This window comes from Vallitalea okinawensis, assembly GCF_002964605.1.
Lineage (GTDB): Bacteria > Bacillota > Clostridia > Lachnospirales > PQDH01 > Vallitalea_A > Vallitalea_A okinawensis.
Window position 1 is genome coordinate 27,503 of the sequence record NZ_PQDH01000010.1, and the last position, 16,150, is coordinate 43,652.

At 31.8% G+C, this 16,150-nt stretch carries 18 protein-coding genes; 15 read left to right on the forward strand and 3 right to left on the reverse strand.

Annotation, left to right across the window (positions count from 1 at the left end; genetic code table 11):
- Positions 1-138 precede the first annotated feature (138 nt).
- The 8 genes from C1Y58_RS21275 to C1Y58_RS21310 all read left to right on the forward strand — a co-directional run bounded on the left by C1Y58_RS21275 (position 139) and on the right by C1Y58_RS21310 (position 6,669).
- Positions 139-2,505: a DEAD/DEAH box helicase family protein gene (locus C1Y58_RS21275; RefSeq protein ID WP_105618624.1), complete on the forward strand. Its 2,367-nt coding sequence runs from the start codon at positions 139-141 to the stop codon at positions 2,503-2,505.
- A gap of 201 nt (positions 2,506-2,706) precedes the next feature.
- Positions 2,707-3,243, forward strand: a complete 537-nt coding sequence (locus tag C1Y58_RS21280) for a DUF1643 domain-containing protein (RefSeq protein ID WP_105618626.1) — start codon at positions 2,707-2,709, stop codon at positions 3,241-3,243.
- A gap of 19 nt (positions 3,244-3,262) precedes the next feature.
- Positions 3,263-3,631: a hypothetical protein gene (locus tag C1Y58_RS21285; protein ID WP_105618628.1), complete on the forward strand. Its 369-nt coding sequence runs from the start codon at positions 3,263-3,265 to the stop codon at positions 3,629-3,631.
- A 171-nt stretch (positions 3,632-3,802) separates the two neighbouring features.
- Positions 3,803-4,069, forward strand: coding sequence for a Mor transcription activator family protein (locus C1Y58_RS21290; protein ID WP_242985451.1), 267 nt, complete (start codon positions 3,803-3,805; stop codon positions 4,067-4,069).
- Between the two features lie 4 nt (positions 4,070-4,073).
- On the forward strand, positions 4,074-4,403 hold the full coding sequence (locus tag C1Y58_RS21295) for a GRAM domain-containing protein (protein WP_105618630.1): 330 nt from the start codon (positions 4,074-4,076) through the stop codon (positions 4,401-4,403).
- A gap of 25 nt (positions 4,404-4,428) precedes the next feature.
- Positions 4,429-5,814 carry a stalk domain-containing protein gene (locus C1Y58_RS21300; RefSeq protein ID WP_170311658.1) on the forward strand — a complete coding sequence of 462 codons (1,386 nt, stop codon included), beginning with the start codon at positions 4,429-4,431 and terminating at the stop codon, positions 5,812-5,814.
- Positions 5,815-5,885: 71 nt separating this feature from the next.
- Positions 5,886-6,338 carry a JAB domain-containing protein gene (locus tag C1Y58_RS21305; RefSeq protein WP_105618634.1) on the forward strand — a complete coding sequence of 151 codons (453 nt, stop codon included), beginning with the start codon at positions 5,886-5,888 and terminating at the stop codon, positions 6,336-6,338.
- A gap of 1 nt (position 6,339) precedes the next feature.
- The gene (locus tag C1Y58_RS21310) at positions 6,340-6,669 is read left to right on the forward strand and encodes a DUF960 family protein (RefSeq protein ID WP_105618636.1); all 330 of its coding nucleotides are present in this window, start codon (positions 6,340-6,342) and stop codon (positions 6,667-6,669) included.
- Between the two features lie 87 nt (positions 6,670-6,756).
- Here C1Y58_RS21310 and C1Y58_RS21315 read toward each other — a convergent pair whose 3' ends face one another.
- The 3 genes from C1Y58_RS21315 to C1Y58_RS21325 all read right to left on the reverse strand — a co-directional run bounded on the left by C1Y58_RS21315 (position 6,757) and on the right by C1Y58_RS21325 (position 8,624).
- Positions 6,757-7,185: a hypothetical protein gene (locus tag C1Y58_RS21315; RefSeq protein WP_105618638.1), complete on the reverse strand. Its 429-nt coding sequence runs from the start codon at positions 7,183-7,185 to the stop codon at positions 6,757-6,759.
- A 157-nt stretch (positions 7,186-7,342) separates the two neighbouring features.
- Positions 7,343-7,855, reverse strand: a complete 513-nt coding sequence (locus tag C1Y58_RS21320) for a hypothetical protein (protein ID WP_105618640.1) — start codon at positions 7,853-7,855, stop codon at positions 7,343-7,345.
- Between the two features lie 148 nt (positions 7,856-8,003).
- Positions 8,004-8,624, reverse strand: coding sequence for an arginine repressor (locus C1Y58_RS21325; protein ID WP_105618642.1), 621 nt, complete (start codon positions 8,622-8,624; stop codon positions 8,004-8,006).
- A gap of 301 nt (positions 8,625-8,925) precedes the next feature.
- Here C1Y58_RS21325 and C1Y58_RS21330 point away from each other — a divergent pair, with 301 nt between their 5' ends.
- The 7 genes from C1Y58_RS21330 to C1Y58_RS21360 all read left to right on the forward strand — a co-directional run bounded on the left by C1Y58_RS21330 (position 8,926) and on the right by C1Y58_RS21360 (position 15,774).
- Positions 8,926-9,300 carry a hypothetical protein gene (locus tag C1Y58_RS21330; RefSeq protein ID WP_105618644.1) on the forward strand — a complete coding sequence of 125 codons (375 nt, stop codon included), beginning with the start codon at positions 8,926-8,928 and terminating at the stop codon, positions 9,298-9,300.
- A gap of 128 nt (positions 9,301-9,428) precedes the next feature.
- Positions 9,429-10,997: a hypothetical protein gene (locus C1Y58_RS21335; RefSeq protein WP_105618646.1), complete on the forward strand. Its 1,569-nt coding sequence runs from the start codon at positions 9,429-9,431 to the stop codon at positions 10,995-10,997.
- A 121-nt stretch (positions 10,998-11,118) separates the two neighbouring features.
- Positions 11,119-11,343: a helix-turn-helix domain-containing protein gene (locus tag C1Y58_RS21340; RefSeq protein WP_105618648.1), complete on the forward strand. Its 225-nt coding sequence runs from the start codon at positions 11,119-11,121 to the stop codon at positions 11,341-11,343.
- Positions 11,344-11,399: 56 nt separating this feature from the next.
- Positions 11,400-12,569 carry a site-specific integrase gene (locus tag C1Y58_RS21345; RefSeq protein WP_105618650.1) on the forward strand — a complete coding sequence of 390 codons (1,170 nt, stop codon included), beginning with the start codon at positions 11,400-11,402 and terminating at the stop codon, positions 12,567-12,569.
- Positions 12,570-12,690: 121 nt separating this feature from the next.
- On the forward strand, positions 12,691-13,368 hold the full coding sequence (locus C1Y58_RS21350) for a hypothetical protein (RefSeq protein ID WP_105618652.1): 678 nt from the start codon (positions 12,691-12,693) through the stop codon (positions 13,366-13,368).
- A gap of 734 nt (positions 13,369-14,102) precedes the next feature.
- On the forward strand, positions 14,103-14,864 hold the full coding sequence (locus C1Y58_RS21355) for a hypothetical protein (protein WP_170311659.1): 762 nt from the start codon (positions 14,103-14,105) through the stop codon (positions 14,862-14,864).
- Positions 14,851-15,774 carry a hypothetical protein gene (locus C1Y58_RS21360; protein ID WP_105618656.1) on the forward strand — a complete coding sequence of 308 codons (924 nt, stop codon included), beginning with the start codon at positions 14,851-14,853 and terminating at the stop codon, positions 15,772-15,774. Before C1Y58_RS21355 ends, C1Y58_RS21360 begins: the two co-directional genes overlap by 14 nt.
- Positions 15,775-16,150 lie beyond the last annotated feature (376 nt).

Below are 16,150 nucleotides of genomic sequence, written 5' to 3' on the forward strand. Positions count from 1 at the left end.
AATGGGAATCTTTGTTAGTTGTATAATTGTTGAATATATTGACATTTAGAGTAACAATGTTATACAATTAAAATAATTTACCATTTATATAGTGATATATATAAATGGTTTTTATTTTAAGTTAATGGAGGTGTTTAGGTGTCAAATATTTATGGTAATGAAGCTACATCTGTAGATTTAAAAGTTATTAAGCAATTAGAGCTTCTAGGATGGGTACCAGGAGATACATTGTTATACCGTCCTAGATATAAATTGTCAGAAGAACAAGAGAAAGAATATCAAAAAAAATACATTGAACCTGACATTGTTCTACAAGATCCAATTTCTAAAGAAATTCTTGCAGTTATTGAAAATAAATATAAAGCTGAAAAAAAAGCCTTTGCTCAATTGAGAATTGATACCTTTGTTCTTAAACCAAGATTCTTATATGCTTGCTCAGAAAGTAGAATACTCTACTATGACAATACATGGAGAGGATTAGAAGCGGGTGAGTACAAAGTTGTTGATAATTTTATGTCATACGAAACTATGAAAGAAAAAATACAACAACAAAAAAATATCAATATGGATAGAGAAATTATTATTGATAAATCAATTGCAGGTGGTTATGATCCTACTGTTGGTAAAGAACGTTATTATCAGATAGAGTGTATCAATACTATTATTGAAAAAGTAAAAGAAGGTAAACAAAGAATGCTTGTGCATATGGCAACTGGACTAGGAAAAACACGGATGTCAGTAGCACTAACTAAGGTTATGCTAGAAAATGGGCTCGCAAAAAAAATCTTATTTATTGTAGATAGAAGGATGTTAGCAAAACAAAGCTTAGACGATGGTTTTAGTTTAATTAGTAGAGACTATTCTGCAACTAGGATAACAACATCAAATTTTAGACAAAATAAGCATGCATCAATTCACGTAGTAGTAATTGATACATTAGAAGCTATATTTAAAGAAATTCCGAGTAACTTTTATGATTTCATTTTTGTAGATGAATGTCATAGATCAATTTCTATTAATAGGAAGCTTATATTTAATCATTTTGTGTGTCCCATTTTAGGTTTGACAGCTACGCCCAAAATACCTTTTAAGAAAAAAGGAACAGAACTGAGTGAGACAGATAACGAGATAATCAATACATATAAATTATTTGGTTGTGAAAAGAGCGAAGCAGACTATAAATTTGATTTGGAAAGAGGTATTAAAGAAGGGTTTTTAGCACCTTATGATGTATTAGAAATAAAAACTCATCTTACAAAAGAAGCTGAAGAAGAGGGAATTCCTGTAGAATATCTTTTAGATCCAGAAACAAGAAAAAAAATTGAATTATCGTCTGAAATGAAAATTAAGTTAGAGCAATTGGAGAAAAAAATTATTTCTGAAGAGAGATGCAAAAGAATTGCTGAGGAGATTAGAAAAAATACTCAATATGGTGAGAAAGTTATATTGTTTGGGGTTAGCCAAGCACATTGTAATGTATTGACTAAATGTATCAATGAAGTATTTTCAGAAGATTATTCAGACGATCTAAGATATGCAGAAGCTGTTATCTCTGATAATTATTCGATGAATGAGTTTATAAAAAATAAGTTTAAAAAGCCATATCAAAAACCTTATATAGCCGTATCGGTAGATATAATGAGTACTGGAGTAGATATTCCATGTACTAGATATATCTCCTTTGCTGCACTTACAAAATCAGTTGGAAAATATATACAAATGATAGGTAGAGGAACTAGACTTGATCCTGAACAAAGTGGAAAATTTAGTTTTAGAGTATTAGATTTTGTTGGTCTATGCAAAAGAATGGAAGATAATGGATATGGAACGAAAAAAGAAAACAAGGTTAAACCTAAGTCTAATGGAGTATCAGGAGGTGGACAAAGACCACCAAAAGGTGAGTACTTTTTAATTGATAATATTGATCCAACAGAAATGATACAGCGGGTTTTAATTTTGGGTGATAGCTATGAAGTAATTGATAATATACCAGTTGAGAAAGCTAAAATTATTTTTGAAGAGAAGGCATCTAATCCTAAAGATAGTGATGTTATGTCCATAAAACAAAAAGTAATTACAAACAAGGACTATTGTCCATCCCACGATGAGATTGAAATACTTGAAGAGTGGATAAATAAACCTGATATATATTTAGATGAGGGGCAATTACAAAAAATATATGATTATCCACAGGGGACTATTTGGGAGTTTCTTTTAGATGTTTGGGGTATTAAGAGATTACCAACACGAAAAGAAAGAATTGATAGTGCATTTGATGTATTTATGGAATCGTTTAATTTTGATGAGATGCAGATAAAAGTATTATATAATATTAAGAATATAATAATTAGTAATCTATCAAACCACAAAGATATTAATGCTTCAGTTATATTTGGAAACCCAATTTATGAAAGAATTATAGGCTCTAAGAATAAGGTAGATATCATATTTGATTACAAATTTGATGATATATTGAAAAATCTAAAAGAATGCTTAAATATATAAAGTTATATTAAGTTAAAGTAGTTATCAATAAAGACGTCATAAGTATTTAACTCCCTTATAGTCCATAGTATTGTTGGATTATAAGGGAGTTTTTAGTATCAACAAATAACCTGAGCTGATAATTGTTGTATTTATCTGAATTAAAAAAATATTAGAATATATATTATATCCTTGATTATATTTATTGAAAGGAGAGCGTGAATGCCATTAGTTGATAAATCAACCTTAAAGACAGAAGCTTACTTTACCGATGACAAGAGTCATCGGTTTCTTTTACGTAAAGAATGGAACAAAAACAAGCCTAAAGCAACAATAGTAATGATTAATCCAAGTACAGCAGATAATTTACAAATCGATCATACGACTATGTTCACCATTAATAACTTAGTGAAATTAGATTATGGTTCTGTAGATATTGTAAACCTATTTTCAAAAGTTGGTAGTAAATTGAGTATGAAGCTAAAGATAGAAGACCTAGTACATAAAGATAACGACATCCACATTGAGAAGTCATTTGCTAGATCAGATGCCATAATCATTGCATGGGGGAGTGTAGGAGAAAATAGCAAGAAGATAAAAGATCGACAGAAGCAAATTTATAAGATGCTAGGGCAACATAAGGAAAAAGTATTTGTAATATCAGATTCAATTGGTAGAACAGGTTTTCATCCATTAGCACCACAAGTACGTCATGAATGGAAGTTAGAAAAGTTTGAAGTTCCAAAGGTAAAGCTATAAGTTTGAGGAGTGGATTATAATGATTAAAATTGGACATGTGAGAGAAGTCAGCCAGCTGCTGCAGCTACCGCAGGAGGTAGTAGAAGAAGTAAGGGAGGCTACTATCACTCTTGATCAGTGTTATGGATTTAATAGGCAAGTAGACATTGATTTAGGGGGCTTTGTATTAATCATTACGAAAGAGGAGGAATTATATGAGCTTAAGAATAATAATATTGATGTTTGGACGATTTGTCCTGAATTTGTTGATAGGATTACTGTTACGGCAGACAATGAAAAAATGGGAGATTGGACTAACTCATTGATATTGGCTAACAGTGATTTTTCTATTTCTTTAATCATGCCATTGAGTATAACACCACAGAATTTCATAGATATGATGACCTAGAACCTAAGAGAGTAATACATACACTTTCTTAGGTTCTTTTAATAAATAAAATTAAAATAAATTAAATTTTCTTTTATTTTATTAAATTAAAAATATGGAATTTCACAAGGAAGAATGCACAAGATACTTCACTAAAAAGTATCTATATTAAAATGCAAGGAGGTGAAGTGGGTGGAGGGAACAGAACTTAGGAGTAAGCACCTTAATTCAATATACAAGGATATGGCAGAAATACTCGGTGTAGAAGTTACTCTATTAATATACAAACATTATAAGGGATTGCAAGTGACGTTCCCTACAAGACTATTATCAAAAGACTATGTAAAGGAACTAATAAGACAAGAGTTTGATGGAAGAAATACAAAGGAGTTAGCAAGAAAATACGAATACAGTGAGCGCTGGATTAGAAAAATTATTGCTGAAAAACAGGGAGGATAAAATAATGAATTTTAAGTTACTAGATGGCGAAAAAGTGATTACAGAAGGAAAAGCGAATAGATGTAGCTTAGTTAATGCACAAGGCGGTAAGTTATATTTAACGAATAAGAGAATAGTCTTTGTAGGTCATGGCAAGAACATTGGAGAAGGAACAATAGCGATCAATTTATCAGATATCCTTACATACGGTAAAGCACCTACATTAACAATATTCTTTCCTATACCAGTACCAAATGCTATTAAGGTAGTAACTGATGGAGGGAAAAAACTGAAGTTTACAGTGGCAGGTAGAAAGAAGTGGTTACAAGAGATCAATAATGTAATCAATGATTAAGATAATCTTAATTGGAGGGATACTTATGAAAAAGCTAACTAGATTACTAACGGTTACAATGGTAGCATTGCTGATGATGACAGTAGCGGTTAAGGCTCAAAAAATAAATGTGATGATTAATGGTGTTACTCAAAACTATGATACACCACCAGTAACCATTGATGGCAGAACATTAGCGCCAGTACGAGCAATCTTTGAAGAGCTTGGAGCAACTGTAAGATGGGATGAAGCTACAAAAACAGTATTTGCATATAAAGAGAATAAAGTCATTACCATACCCATTGATTCAAAGATGGCTACTATTCAAGATGAGAATAGTCAAAAAGAGATTGAGTTGGATGTACCAGCTCAACTTGTTAATTCTAGTACCTATGTACCTGTTAGATTTGTAGGTGAAGCATTGGGAGCGGATGTAAGTTGGGATGGCAAAAGTAATACAGTTGTTATCAATTATGATATTCAAAGAGAGTATGAGAGAATTGATTATACAGATGGTAGCTATTATGAAGGGGATGTAGTTGATGGTGCATTAGATGGTTACGGGGTGTTGTACTATAGTAGTGGTAGTATGTATGAAGGTTATTGGAAGAATGATACCATGAATGGTGAAGGAACTTATACTTGGAGTGATGGCTCCTATTACATAGGAACATGGAAAGATGGTGATTTCCTCGTTGGGGTAATGACAAATGCTGATGGTACAACAGTTAATTATGATTATAGCAGTTTTGATGATTATACTAATGAGATTACAGATACCACTGATCTATCGAATTACCAACTAGCAGAAACATACATTGATATGTTAAAACCATTAGTAGAGCATATGACCAATTATGGTATCACCATACCCCAAGAGAGTGAAGTCGTAATGAAGGAGTATGCTGAAGGATTTTTCGGCAGTAATCGTAAGGAGCTGGAGGCAATAGCTATAGATGCTCCACAGGGACAGCTGGCTAAAAATATTACTAATTATACTGGAACTATTATTAATGAAAAGCATCGAGTAACCACGGATGATATTACAGAAATAGTATTAGAAGACGGAGTAATTGTGACAGTTGCCATAGTTCATTATGGTGATTACATTGATGAATTAACAAGCTATGTACTTGAAGAAACTGTTTATGTTGATCGATTCAATTACATGATATTCTTTGTTGGACAAAATGATGTTGTACAGGGAAGTGAAGTGGCTTTCACAGGAGTACCAATAGGTGTGACTACTGTTGAAGTAGGTTATGAAACCCAACCAATATATGTTGTAATTGCAGGTGATTTTTATAATAGAAATTATTTAGAGGAATTATTTACAGAGCAAGAAGGAGACGGTAAGATATCAGATGAGACACAAAAACTACTCGACCAGGTTGAAGAAAAGATGAATAGAGACTATAAAATACAAGATTAAGAAGTTAGAAGTGGAGAGAAGCCTAATGAAGGTTTCTCTTCTTTTTAAGTTAGAAGAGAGGAGAGATAGTCATGAGTAAAGAACCGAGGAAAAGAGTAGAAGTCGTTAAATTAGTTAGAGAAAGTAGCTTTTTGTATGAACCTCGAAAGATTTCGTCACCTCAAGACGGATTAAAATTAATTGGTGAGTTTCTAACCGACTTATATAGGGAAGCAGTATTAGTAGTATCCTTAGATACCAAGAATCAACCCATTACAATAAACATTTGCAGCATAGGAAGTATCAATTCAAGTATTATTCACCCAAGGGAAGTATTTAAAGCAGCAATTTTATCAAATGCCGTATCAATCATCATAGGGCATTACCATCCAACCAATTGTACTATGCCATCATTAGAAGATAAAGAAGTCATGAATAGAATAAAAGAAGTAGGAGAGATCATAGGTATACCACTTCTAGATCATATCATCATAGAATCAAATAGTAACTCTTACACAAGCTTAAGAGAAATTGGGGTATTGTAATATGCTTGGGGAGGGCAAAAAGTATATTACTAAGGGAGTCCAATCAAGAATAAGTCTAGACTTACAGCTGCTTATGTGGCAGTTGATAGAGGAATTAACACATGATGAATCAGAGATAGATTATTTACAAGTCTTTAAATTAACAACTAGAAGCATAAATGACAGTCAGCTGGTGCTTCAGCAGGTTAAGCATACCCAAGAGGTGCCAGCATATGAAAGTATCATAATAGTTAAGGTTGATCAACCAGTTAATGAGAAGATATTTGTAATAACATCTACTGATGAGGATGGGAGTGACTATAAAACTATGATGTTAGCTGAAGAGTGGTAAGAAGGGGGTAATCCATTGATAGCATATTTTATACCTATTATTAAGATAATCATTTATGCACTTGGTATAATAATTGAAGAAGTGCAATCATGTTAAATCACCTAATAGGTGATTTTTTTGAAGGCTTTGCACTCTGTGCTTAAGTATTAATTCATCTAAAAAGGCAGAAATATTATTGATTTGACCATCAGATTTAAGTTGCTTTATGTAGTCAAGATTATCTGTATTAAGCATAGCAGTGAATTTAGTACGATTAGCTGCATACTTATCTTCAGGCATTTTTTTTGGTCGACCTCTATTATCCTTAAAACCTAACTCACTTAGTTTTCTCTGAAGAACCTCAACTTGATAGAGGACAGTTTTTAATTCTCTATCTATTTTGAGATGATCAATTGTGGAGAGATCTTGTTGTAATTGTTCTTGTAAAACTTTTGTCTGTCTCTTACAGGTTCTAAGATCGTGTCTGTATATTTTAATTTTATTTTCATTACTTACTCTAACTTTTGGGATACCCATGTAAATACTCCTTTCTCTATGTTAAATTATTAATAGGTAAATTAGATGAAAATGATGATAAATCCTTGGGGGACATAGTAAATCAAGAAAGAGATATACCTAAAAAATTTAGGCATATCCCCTTGAGATATACCTAAAAATTTTAGGTATATCGAGATTAGCAGCTGATATGGAACATACTGAGTAATGTTTTATCAATTCTATTCCCTTGATAAGAAATACGGGGATCAAGATAGTAATTGACACTCCTTCTTACCTTGATCTTAGCAAAGACGCCTTTTGCAACTAAATTATTCATATATTTATCAATAGTAGTCTTATCAAGTTCTAGTATCTCAATTAAATCTTTTTTAAGGATAGGGTCACCACTAGCTTTGGTAAGAAGGTTATTCTCATACCCAATATAAAAGGACAGGGTGTATATAATACCTACTTCTGTCATGGATAATCCATAGGTGTCTCTTATTTCATTAAGATAATCACCGTATGATTTATTATAGTATTTATACGGTTTCCAATCTATTTTATTATAGTTATCTTTGACTGAGACAGAAAAACTAGGGACATCAAAACCTTCCTGCTCTAGAAGCTTCTTTTCTCGCAAAATGGCATTGGAAAGTCTTCTTTGAATCATAATTGGTGATACATGTTTGGCTTTATTTGTAGTCATAGTAAAATCCTCACTTTCAAATATTTATGTTCGACTAGAAAAGTTATAAAAGAATCCTCCTATTAACCTTAGTTGGAAAATAAGAGGATTCTAAATTTTAGGTCGAGTAGATATTAATTATTTGTTAGCTGTTTTTAAGTCGAATAAATTAATTTTCTAAAGAGGTATCCTTTGCTGTGTTAGCATCTTTGTTTGTAGCAGTATCTTCATTATTACTTGCTTGAGTGTTTGTCGGTGGACTCTTATACATAAGTGGTTCAAGGTTTTTTATTCTATATTCCACATATTCTTTATAATCATTGTCATTGAATACAAGTATTATGATTCCTTCTCCACAAACATAACCCAGTATTTCATCGCTATATGTTTCTTTTAATTTTGTGGCAGTAATTCTTTCGTAGCCAGGATTAACGCTTAAAATATATGTCACAGGATCTTCAAACAAAGTTGCTTCAGACTCTGTTAAAGTCATCTTTAATGAGTGCTCTTGAAATGATAACAAGAAATCTTTATTTACTTTATAGTAGCCCTCTTCAGTTGTCTCAATATGTAAATCTTTTATATCTCTACTAATAGTCGATTGACTACAATATATTTTAATATTTTCTAAGTGTGCTTGTATTAAACTCTGACTAGTAACTGTTTTATTTGCACTTAGAAGTTTGAGTATAGCATTTTGCCGTTTACTTGTCTCACTCACATTAAAAAGTCTTTCTACGATTAGAGCAGAACTATTATCTGCTTCTTCTTTGAGTGTCTTAGTTTTCATAAATAATTGCTCCTATCTATTTTCAGATTTAAAATGGATGACCAGTTATGATGGTATCATTGTTAAAAATTCAGTAATTCTAAATGGTGAATAACTATTATTCATATTATAACATTTTGTGAATGCATATGTCAAAGGTGTAAATAAAAGTATAGCTTTGTATGACTGATAATGATATAATTTCCTTGTAAGCAAGTGATATTCATTGTGTGGGTAACACCTGCTGATATAGTAAGTGGATATATTCACAACAGACCTAGGTAAGACAATAATAAACTAAAGATGTGGAAGGAGAATTGATATGGCACAAAATTTGAAGTTAGCTCTTAAAGAAAGAAAAGAATTTGGTAAAGAGGCACATGAATATAGTATGATAGGTGATTTTAAAATTATAGTCCCTATTATAGATACAATTTTTATGAAGCAAGATGAGGTAAAAATTATTAGACAAGCAAGATCATTTTTAAGTGATTATATTGTGGATATTACGTGCTATAAAAATGAAGTACATCTAAATTGCTATTATGGTGAGGGTATCCCAGTAGAAAATATTAAGCAGATATATGAAGTTATAGGTCTAATTAATAAAGTGATAGTGACAAATTTAGGGAAAGCACAGATTTATAACTATGAAACTATTGTTGAAGTCTCTACCGTAAATAGTATGGTAGCCTAATTGAGAATATCGAAAGTATTGAAATGTAAAAAATTGTATTTTAAGTTTTCGATACTTTCGATACTTTCATTTCTCATGTGTGCTAACGAGTGTTTAAGACTATAAAATTATATATTGGAGGAATTAAAATGAATAGTAAATTAATAGAAAATTCAGATATTAAAGAAAAGCAATCAGATATAATTCTTGATTTACTTAAGGGGATAGAAGTGATTAAAGATGATTATGATACTGTATATGCAAAGATTAAGGTAGGTAATCTTACAGAGCTTGTAAATACTAGAAAAAAGAAATTTAAATATTATATTATAAAAAAATTCTTAGATGATAGAGGTACGCCCCCTAGTGATAATTCAATTAGCCAAGCAATAAACGCTATAGAAGCAGGAGCTATATTTTCTACTGAGCCGAAGAATGTTGGGAAGAGGGTTGTAAAGGTTGATAATACCTTTAATTATGATTTAGCTAATAGTAAATATCAATATATTAGGATAGCCCCTAGTGGTTGTAAGGTTACAAATGATAGTAATGTCTATTTCTCAAGAAGTGGCAATATGCGTACTCAAGTTATGCCAGATTTCTCACTAAATTGTAGAGAGCTATTTGATCTACTAAAAAAGCATTTTAGATTTAAGACAAAAAATGATTTAATACTGTTAGCAACATACTTAGTATCTTGTTTTGTTCCTGATATACCACATCCGATATTAGTTTTATATGGTGAAAAGGGAGCAGCTAAATCAACGAGTATGAAGATGATAAAATCAATAGTTGATCCAAGCATACAAGGTTTAATAACAATGCCTAATTCAAAACAAGATTTAGCAGTGGTATTAGCTAATAACTATATGCCAAGTTTTGATAACTTAGACATAATAACTCCGGAAAAAAGTGATATGCTTTGCATGGCTGCAACAGGAGGAGGGTTTGCCAAGAGGCAGCTATATACAGATGATGAAGAAGTAATATTAACGTTTAAAAGATGCGTTATGCTTAATGGTATTAATATAGTTGCAACAAGACCTGATTTATTAGATCGATCTATTTTGATTGAATTAGAGAGAATATCAGAAGAAGAAAGGAAGACTGAAGAAGAGGTATGGGAAGAGTTTGATGCTGATAAACCTAAGATATTAGGAGCTATTTTACTAACATTATCAAAGGCGATGTCAATGTATAATATCATTCGACCAAAAAAATTAGGGAGAATGGCTGATTTTACAAAGTGGGGATATATCAGTGCTGAGGTTCTTGAACTCGGAGGTGATAAATTTCTTAAAGCATACTTAGATAATCAAAGTAAGGCTAATGAGGAAGCAGTTGGATCACATCCAGTAGCAGCAACAGTACAAGCTTTAATGAGAGATAAAGATAGCTACGAAAGTAGTGTATCTGATCTACTAGTGGCACTTGAAAGGGTGGCGGAGGTAGAGAAAATTGATATAAAGGTTAAATCATTTCCTAAAGCGCCTAATATATTGTCTAAGAGGCTTAAGGAAGTTAAATCAAATCTTGCTCTAATAGGAATAACTTATGATATAAAAAATATAAGTACTAATAAAGAAATAATCATTAGAAATGCCAATAGAGAAAGTAACATAGTAAAACCAATAAAAAAGCGTAAGTTTAATTTAGCAGATGTAAAGAGACCTAAGAAAAGGGTTATAACTATGTCAGAAAAAACTTTAACAGAATAAATTCATACCCTAAAGTATCGAAAGTATAGTATTAAAAAAAGCTGTAATTTATAACGTATATGAAGTAAAGATAAACACATATTATGATCATGCTATAGATAAATAAGAAAGGATGGTATTAATGGCTCAACATTTAGTATTAAACGAATGTCCTGATGCATTAAATCCTAAGATGATTGCTAACATCTTAGGCATCGGCTACTCTAAGGCATTAAACCTAGTTAAATATGGGGATATGGATTACATAAGAATTGGTAATACATATCGAGTATCAAAAGATAATTTCATTGAATGGTTTAACCGGAAAGGTAAGCGATCTATCAATATTTATGAAGATAATTTTTAAACAATAGGGCTAGGAGAAAACTCCTAGCCCATAATTAAAGGCTGGAGGGTGATAAAATGGCATCAGGTCATTTACGTAAGAGATCATTAAAGAATGGTAAGAACTCATGGCAGCTTACAATTGAGATAGGTGTAGATCCCGTAACAGGTAAGAGGCAGAGGATTTTTGAAACCATAAAGGGTGGCACTAAAAAGGAAGCAGAACGAAGAATGAGAAAGATTATTACTGATATAGAGCAGAATGAGTATATTGCACCTCAAAATATTACAGTTGAAGCTTTCATGATAGATTGGCTAGAGACGTATAAAATACCATATATTTCTCCCAAAACAGTGGAACAATACAAAGGGCAAGTGTACAAATATATCATACCTTTGCTAGGGAAAAAGAAACTTCAGAGTCTAAAGACTATAGAAGTTCAAAAATTCTATAATGAAATCCACAAGGCATCACCAATCAGTGGAAAACCTTTATCAGCGGCTACAGTGAGGAAAATCCATCTTAATTTAAAAGCAGCACTTAATAAGGCTGTTGATCTAGAACTGATTAAGAAGAATCCAGCTAAGACAGCTGTACTACCAAAGGCTAAGAGATTCAAGCCACATATTTATGAAGGTGAGGAAACTAGACAGTTACTAGAAGCTGTACGAGGTACTGACTTAGAAGTGCCCATAAATCTTTTAGTAGGATTAGGATTAAGGAGAGGGGAGCTATTAGGGTTAAGATGGAAAGATGTTGATTTTGATAATAAAAGAGTACATATTAGGCAGAATCTTATACAGCTACAAAATACAAAGCTCCATTTCAAAGAACCAAAGACAGAAAGCTCAATTAGAGAAATAGCTCTTTCAAATACACTAGTGAAGCTGCTGAGGCAGCAATATGTGAAAATCTGTGAAAACAAGTTAAGGTTTGGCGAAGAATACAAAGATCATGATCTTGTAATTTGTAAAGAGAATGGAGAACCTATGAATCCTAACTCCTTTAGTCAGAAGTTCAGAAGGAAGCTAAAGAGGGAGGGGTTAAGGCATATACGTGTTCATGATTTACGTCATACTAATGCTACACTCATGTTGGATGCAGGAATAAGTCCCAAGGTTGCTCAGGAACGACTTGGACATGCCTCAATAGCAACTACAATGGATATTTACTCACACGTAACATCTTCACTGGAACAAGAGGCGGCTAAAAAGTTAGAGGAAAGTGTATTCAGTAAGATAGGTTGATAACACAATTTCTTATTCATTTTGGATAAATACTAAATATAATATGTTTTATAATATGTATTTACATATGGAGATTAATATGATATTATAATATAAATATTAATTTAAGGAGTGATATGTTATGCCAAAGACACTTCAAGACCGTATCAGAAGAACTATTAATAAGAGTAAGGAGGAAGGTACAAAAAAGCAAATTTCACTTGTGTTAGATGAGCGAACGCTTCAAATGACGGACGTTATAGTCGAACAGTTTAAAGTTTTGACCGGAGGTAAAATAGCCACATCCCGTAACCAGTTGATCGAAGATGCAATAGAAGAGTATATCAAAGCAGCATCAGAAGTTCTTTTACAAGATCATTATATTAACATCGATGAGCTAATTGATTCTAAAAGTAAAGATGAGGATAAATCAGATAATGAGCAACAATTGGGGCGGCAAGAAGGCGAAGAAGAGAAGAATCTTGCAATATTTCCAGCGAGGAATGAGGGGTTTGAAAGAGTTTTTCTTGGGAAGAAACAGTGGTACTCAGTTCGTATCGCAGAGAAGCGTATACCTTATATTGAGTATGTTGCTTGTTACCGTGGAGCTCCTTATAGTGGAATTACACATTATGCAAAAGTTAAAAGCATTAAACCTATCCACGGAACAAATAAGTATATCATTCATTTCGATGGTGAGCCAATAGAGTTAAGTAATTTAGTCAGCCTAGGCAGTAGTGATGTTATGGAGGTCAGGAAATTAAGGTATTCTAACTTAGAATTGCTTAAAAAAGCTAATGAAGTTTCAGATTTATGGTAAGATAAGGCTTAAAATATACTTTTCTTACATAAAGTGATATGGAAAAATATGTACAAGGTATAATTTTGATGGTATAATAGATTAAAGTGTAGTTATTCTTACTTGGTGCATCTATCATAGGATAAATGTATGCTTAAGAATAATAAGTTGAGAAAATATAAAAAGCCAAAATAAAGCATACCAAAAGCCAAAAAAAGATAAGTAAACGTCTAATGTGATTAAAGCCACTTAAATAATAGCAGAGAAAAAAGGTTTAGATAAGCCTTATGCAGATAAGTAAATGAGTGTGGCAAAGAAGAGATGAAAAGGCGAATAGAAAAGTTAAGGCAAAAGGAAATAAGAATAAGAGGCGAATAATTAAGAGACTATTATAAAATAATAGAAGCGTACATATTAGATAGAAACCATGTTTGTCACACTTAATAATATTAAAGGTGGAATGGTATGCTATTTAATAAGAGGATCAAAGAAATAATATCAGTACTTTTGATTGGATTATGTATTAATGGATTTTACGACTTACTAGTTTGGATAGTTCAGCATGTTAGGATAGTAATAGTTTAGTACATAGGGGGAGTAAGCGTACTCTCCTTTTTAATTTTCTGAAATTACTTAGTATGTTGTAATCTGACTATAAAAATATTTCAATAAAATTGATTAATAAGGATGTGATTCAAATTTTTACGGATAGAGAGAAACTTAAAATTGAAGAGGCAAAAGGATACCCTTTAGACGTGCCAAACAATTCATATGTATATATAAATGGGGATATCTATAATATTATTAAATTTAATAGATTGGCTATTGGAGATAGTATAGTACAAGATGGCAGTGAAAAGTTACTTCTAAAGGACCTTTCACATAGGTTAAAAATTAACCTAGATAATAATAGAGTTCCCGTATTAGCCTATGGAGCGAATGCATCTAACATACAGCTTAAAAGTAAATATAAGAATTTTAAGAATGTTGTTATTCCTGTTGTTCAGTCTAAATTAATTGATTTTGATGTCGTTTATACTCCATATATTTGCTATGATGGTTCTATTCCTGCAACTATTCAGTACTCGCCGAAAACAGAATGCAATGTATATGTTACCTATCTCACTGAGGAGCAATTAAAGCATATGCACAAAACAGAATGCATCGGTGAAGATTATAATTATGTTAAACTGTTTAATATTCAGATGGTTTTAGATGTTCAAGTATTAGAGAAAGAAATATACTCCTACAATAGTCTGCATGGCTGCTTTCATACTGGAGAAAACCACATAGCTTTGAAGTGTATAAAGGCTATAAATAGGAAATTTTTATCTATGAGTGAGGAAGAATTACTTCTAATGGTAAAAAATAAGTTGGGTATTAGTAAAACTCTTGATGAGTTCATTCTAGATAATATAAATAATCCAACACTTCGAAACAAAACATCTGAGAGATTAGCAGAAATGTCAAGAGAATTTCAATATAATGATTGGGTGGTCTTAGATGGGGATACATAGAAACTCAAATATAAACAATTCCTTTAAAATAAGTGGTACTATTGATAGAAAAGGCGCAAAATATAATTACATTATAGTTGTAAATAAATCGATGAAAGAAAAATTGGGGAGTTTTGCAGTTATTGAACATAAGTCTCCAAATTATGATAAACCTTTAAGAGCATATGGTAGAGTATTAATTAATAACAAGTTAAAATCTGATGAAGTTATGCTAGACCAAACAATTAGAACTGCAATTGGTATATCGTATAATAATGATAGTTTTTATGGATTTAGTGAAGTAGTTAATCTATACCCACTAAAAGTTAGTCTTAAACAACATTTTCATACTTATATAGCATCAATTTTTGCAATTAGGTATATATATTGTAGATTCAACGTACCTAATATTATTGATGCAGAAAAAAATATTGTTAGAATTCCAGAAGATACTTTTGACTTAATAGGATGTAGTAATAGGGATACAATTATTTGTGAATTTCCTGCCAAGGTCAAGGGTGAATATATATTAAAAACCTATAAATCACAAGGGTACATAGCATCTACTGGTATGATAGACGAGAGAATAAGAGTGGAGAATGATGAAGATGACCCCAATAATACTAGATACTTATCATCGTTAAAACTATTAGGACTTCAACCTGATATACCTAGAATATTTTTAGATTATCATATTAGAGAGAAGCTTAATACACAAGAATTACAGCCAATTGCCATAAGAAGAGACGTAAAAGGATTATTCTTTAAGCAAATAATAGAATTTGGTTTAGTATTAATGGTCACGTTAATTACATTGATTAGTATTGTTCCAGGAGAGATTACATGGGGAAAACTTGTCGTTACATCATTATTAGCAAGTTTAGTCTCAATAGTTTTAATTATTTTAAAGATTAGGTCTACACTAAAATAATATGCCTATTACCTTGATATGTATCAATTATGAACACAGGAGTAGTCATTTTATAAATGTCGCCCATTGCCGCCGGACAAAAATTAAACTAAATTAGGAGTTTTTATAAGGACGTCATTAAGACGACAAATAGCTGTAATATGCTCTACAGCAAGGGATAGCAGGATTTTTTACCATGATGTTATCATCCAAAAACTTTCTCATAAAATAGTATAAAATAGGAGCTACTATTTCTCCTAAGCGGTGCGTCGTGGGTTCGAATCCCGCCTGGTGCATGCTGTTAAAGTCCTACTTTTTCTTGGTTTACAAGAGAGGGTAGGACTTTTGTTATGTATAGGGAATTTTTAATTAGTGTTAGCTAGTGGTAATAACGGCG

Coding starts and splice junctions, on each gene's coding strand:
- C1Y58_RS21280 (WP_105618626.1), top strand. CDS start 2,707: ATGCCATTAGTTGATAAATCAACCTTAAAGACAGAAGCTTACTTTACC.
- C1Y58_RS21285 (WP_105618628.1), top strand. CDS start 3,263: ATGATTAAAATTGGACATGTGAGAGAAGTCAGCCAGCTGCTGCAGCTA.
- C1Y58_RS21295 (WP_105618630.1), top strand. CDS start 4,074: ATGAATTTTAAGTTACTAGATGGCGAAAAAGTGATTACAGAAGGAAAA.
- C1Y58_RS21300 (WP_170311658.1), top strand. CDS start 4,429: ATGAAAAAGCTAACTAGATTACTAACGGTTACAATGGTAGCATTGCTG.
- C1Y58_RS21305 (WP_105618634.1), top strand. CDS start 5,886: ATGAGTAAAGAACCGAGGAAAAGAGTAGAAGTCGTTAAATTAGTTAGA.
- C1Y58_RS21310 (WP_105618636.1), top strand. CDS start 6,340: ATGCTTGGGGAGGGCAAAAAGTATATTACTAAGGGAGTCCAATCAAGA.
- C1Y58_RS21315 (WP_105618638.1), bottom strand. CDS start 7,185: ATGGGTATCCCAAAAGTTAGAGTAAGTAATGAAAATAAAATTAAAATA.
- C1Y58_RS21320 (WP_105618640.1), bottom strand. CDS start 7,855: ATGACTACAAATAAAGCCAAACATGTATCACCAATTATGATTCAAAGA.
- C1Y58_RS21325 (WP_105618642.1), bottom strand. CDS start 8,624: ATGAAAACTAAGACACTCAAAGAAGAAGCAGATAATAGTTCTGCTCTA.
- C1Y58_RS21330 (WP_105618644.1), top strand. CDS start 8,926: ATGGCACAAAATTTGAAGTTAGCTCTTAAAGAAAGAAAAGAATTTGGT.
- C1Y58_RS21335 (WP_105618646.1), top strand. CDS start 9,429: ATGAATAGTAAATTAATAGAAAATTCAGATATTAAAGAAAAGCAATCA.
- C1Y58_RS21340 (WP_105618648.1), top strand. CDS start 11,119: ATGGCTCAACATTTAGTATTAAACGAATGTCCTGATGCATTAAATCCT.
- C1Y58_RS21345 (WP_105618650.1), top strand. CDS start 11,400: ATGGCATCAGGTCATTTACGTAAGAGATCATTAAAGAATGGTAAGAAC.
- C1Y58_RS21350 (WP_105618652.1), top strand. CDS start 12,691: ATGCCAAAGACACTTCAAGACCGTATCAGAAGAACTATTAATAAGAGT.
- C1Y58_RS21360 (WP_105618656.1), top strand. CDS start 14,851: ATGGGGATACATAGAAACTCAAATATAAACAATTCCTTTAAAATAAGT.